The 3,350-nt window shown below is 75.6% G+C and carries 3 protein-coding genes and 1 pseudogene; 2 read left to right on the forward strand and 2 right to left on the reverse strand.

The features are described from left to right. The coding region (locus EBH09_RS12545; protein ID WP_238697281.1) for an FHA domain-containing protein at positions 1-1,273 on the forward strand (1,273 nt) is incomplete at its 5' end. 24 nt (positions 1,274-1,297) lie between these two features. On the opposite strand, the gene EBH09_RS12550 is transcribed toward EBH09_RS12545, so the two are convergent. Further along, the gene (locus EBH09_RS12550) at positions 1,298-2,272 is read right to left on the reverse strand and encodes a methyltransferase domain-containing protein (RefSeq protein WP_121747043.1); all 975 of its coding nucleotides are present in this window, start codon (positions 2,270-2,272) and stop codon (positions 1,298-1,300) included. Between the two features lie 56 nt (positions 2,273-2,328). On the opposite strand from EBH09_RS12550, the gene EBH09_RS12555 reads away from it, so the two are divergent. Beyond that, entirely contained in the window at positions 2,329-2,742 is a 414-nt protein-coding gene (locus tag EBH09_RS12555) for a globin (protein ID WP_121747044.1), read from the forward strand. Positions 2,743-2,908: 166 nt separating this feature from the next. Here EBH09_RS12555 and EBH09_RS38860 read toward each other — a convergent pair. Further along, positions 2,909-3,350, reverse strand: a pseudogene (locus EBH09_RS38860) (hypothetical protein); the annotation flags it as partial.

Raw genomic sequence — 3,350 nt, forward strand, 5'->3', positions numbered from 1 at the left:
CTGCGAGGAGTGCCGGTGGAACTTCCTCACCAACACCGCCACCTCGTACACCCCGGCCGCGCCGCGCCCGCCGGCGCCCGGTGCTCCGGCGCCGCACTTCGGGCAGCCTCCGACGGGGCCGTCGTACGGCGGCGGTGACTCGTACGACTACCAGGGCTCCCGCCCGTCCCAGATGAACCGCCCCGCCGAGCCGATCCCGCCGGGACCGCCCTTCGGCGGCGACCCGTCGGGGCCGGGTGGTCCGGGCGGTGGTCCCGGTGCTCCCGGTCCCGGTGGTCCGGGCAGTGGTCCCGGTGGTCCGGGCGGCCCGGGCAGTGGTCCCGGTGGCCCGGGCAGTGGTCCCGGTGGCCCGGGCAGTGGTCCCGGTGGTCCGGGCGGCCCGAATGGTCCCTCCGGTCCTTTCGGCCCTGGTGGCCCCGGCGGCCCTGGCGGCCCTGGTGGTCCCGGTGGCCCCGGCGGCCCGCACCGTCCCGGCGGTCCCGGCGGCCCTCCGCCTCCGCCCGGTTTCGGTGCCGACCCGTCGCGGCCGGTTCCGCCGCCGCCCGGGCCCGGCGGCCCGGGGGGTGCCCCGCAGGCGTACCAGCAGTCCGGTCCGCCGGCCCCGCCCGCCTTCCCGCAGGAGACCAACCGCCCGCAGCAGGGCGGCCCGTCCTTCGGCGGCGGTGACGACGACTGGGTGCTCTCCCCTCCGTCGTCCACCGGACAGGGAGGCCCGGGAGGCCCGAGCCCGGCCCAGGGCAACGGCTACGGCTACCCGCAGCCCGGCGCCACCCAGACCCCGCCGCCCCCGCCGGGCGGCGGCTACGGGTTCCCGCAGCAGCCCCAGCAGCCCCAGCAGCCGCAGCAGCCGCAGCGGCCCCAGCAGCCGACGACCTGGACGGCGACGATCGGGCCGGACCGCGACTACTTCATGGCGATGATGCAGCGTTCCGGCCCCGAGGCCGCGGGCCTGAACCTGCCCGCGTACTCGCCCGAGCAGCAGCGCACGCTCACCGGCAACCAGTTCACGATCGGCCGCCGCCGGCACTCCACCGGCGACACCCCGGACATCGACCTGGCGGTGCCACCGGAGGACCCCGGCGTCTCGCACCAGCACGCGGTGCTGGTGCAGCAGCCGGACGGCAGCTGGGCGGTCGTCGACCAGAACTCGACGAACGGGACGACGGTCAACGGCGGCGACGAGCCGATCCAGCCCTTCGTGCCGGTGCCGCTCCAGGACGGCGACCGGGTGCACGTCGGCGCCTGGACGACGATCACGATCCGCCGGGGCTGACGGGGCAGGGCCCCGCCGTGCTCGTCAGGTGAAGGGCCAGGCGTACGGGCCCTCCGGGTCGTCCAGCCAGGCCCAGGCCCGTTCGCCGCTGACGGTGATCCCGTAGCGCTCGCGCTGCGGCGCGTCCTCGCGGTCCCACAGGGCGTACGCCTCCTGCGGGTCGAGGCTGCCCCGGCCGAGCGCCAGCAGGAAGCGGAACAGGTCGTCCTCCCGGGCCCGGCGCGGCACCCCGCCGAGGCCCGGCGTCTCCGGCACCGGCCGGTCCGCGCCGCGCAGCGGCACGAAGTACGCGGGCGTGTGCAGGAAGCGGCCCTCGGCGTGCCCGGCGTCGCGGACCGTGAGGACGACCAGGCCGGTGGCGAGCGGGGTCAGGATCCGGCCGCCGGGGCGGCACTGGGCGAGCCAGGCGCGCGGGATCGAGGGCAGCGCACAGGTGGCGAGGATCCGGTCGTAGGGAGCGCGTTCGGGCACCCCGCGGGCGCCGTCGCCGGTGACGACCGCCGGGTGGTACCCGGCGGCAGCCAGGTGCCGGCGGGCCGACTCGGTGATGTCGGCGTCCAGATCGACGGTGGTGACCAGGTCGTCGTCGCCGAGCCGGTGGGCGAGCAGGGCGGCGTTGTAGCCGGTGCCGGCGCCGATCTCCAGGACCCGGTCGCCGTCTCTCACGCCCAGCTCCACCAGCATCATCGCCATCAGCGACGGCTGGCTGCTGGAGGAGAGCAGTTCGCCGTCGCGCAGCCGGGTGGCCAGCGGGGTGTCGGCGTAGGCCCCGTGCACCCAGCGCTCGCGGGCGTGCCGGTCGGGGTGTTCGCCCCACCGGCGTTCGTAGCCGCCCCGGACGCCGACGTAGTAGTAGGGCACGAAGAGGTGGCGCGGGACCGTCGCGAAGGCCTCCCGCCACACCGGCTCGGCCGCCCAGGCGCCGCTCAGCTCGATCTCCCGCACCAGCTCCGCCCGCGCGGAGGCGGCGAGGCCGTCCAGATCCCGGTGCCCGCCCATCCCTCCACAGTACGGGGGTCCTAAGCCTCAAGTCCTATGTCCCCGCGTCTGAGACCATGGACGACGTGAATGAGATTCGGCGCGGCACGCTTCAGGAGCAGACCTTCTACGAGCAGGTCGGCGGGGAGGAGACCTTCCGCCGCCTCGTCCACCGTTTCTACCAGGGGGTGGCCGAGGACTCGATCCTGCGGCCGATGTACCCGGAGGATGACCTGGGCCCGGCCGAGGAGCGTTTCGCGCTCTTCCTCATGCAGTACTGGGGCGGCCCGACGACGTACAGCGACAACCGCGGCCACCCGCGGCTGCGGATGCGTCACGCCCCCTTCGCCGTCGACCGGGCGGCTCACGACGCCTGGCTGAAGCACATGCGGGTCGCCGTCGACGAGCTGGGGCTCTCCGAGGAGCACGAGCAGACGCTGTGGAAGTACCTGACGTACGCGGCGGCCTCGATGATCAACACTGCTGGCTGACCTCGTGACTTGACGCCGGAATCCGGTCGTCCGACGCCGGAATCCGGTCACGTCGCCGTACGGCCGGACGACAGCGAGCAGGACTGATCGGGCAGGACTTGATCGGGCCTGAGTGATCGGCCCGGAGTAACGACGGACGAGGGACGAGGGACGAGGGACGAGGGCGTCAGCGCACGCTGATGCCCAGCGCCCCGGTTCCCGCCCGGCGCAGGGCGACCGACCCGAAGGGCGTACGCAGCCGCAGCCACGCACCCGAGGAGAACAGCCGCGGCGCGTCCTCGCCGGACGCCCCCGGGGACCGCAGGAACCCCAGTGACTGGGCGGCGTGCACGGCCCGCACCGGCAGCCCGGTGTCCCCGACCGTCCGGGACCATATCTCCCGCCCGATCCGGTCCAGCTCGGCCCGTGTACGACCCTCGGGAGCGAGCTCCCCGGTGCGGGAGCGGAACTCCGCCACCGCGGCGGCGACCAGCGCGCGCAGGGCGTCCGGGGCGGGCAGCCCCGGCTCGGGCCGCCAGCCGCCGCGCGGGGGCAGCACGCCGGCCCACGGCGGCCCGGTCACCGCCCCCGGCACACCGGCGGTGGCCGCCGCCTCGTCCACCGTCTCC

Source organism: Streptomyces sp. E2N166 (genome assembly GCF_003671715.1).
GTDB classification, from domain to species: Bacteria; Actinomycetota; Actinomycetes; order Streptomycetales; family Streptomycetaceae; genus Streptomyces; species Streptomyces thinghirensis.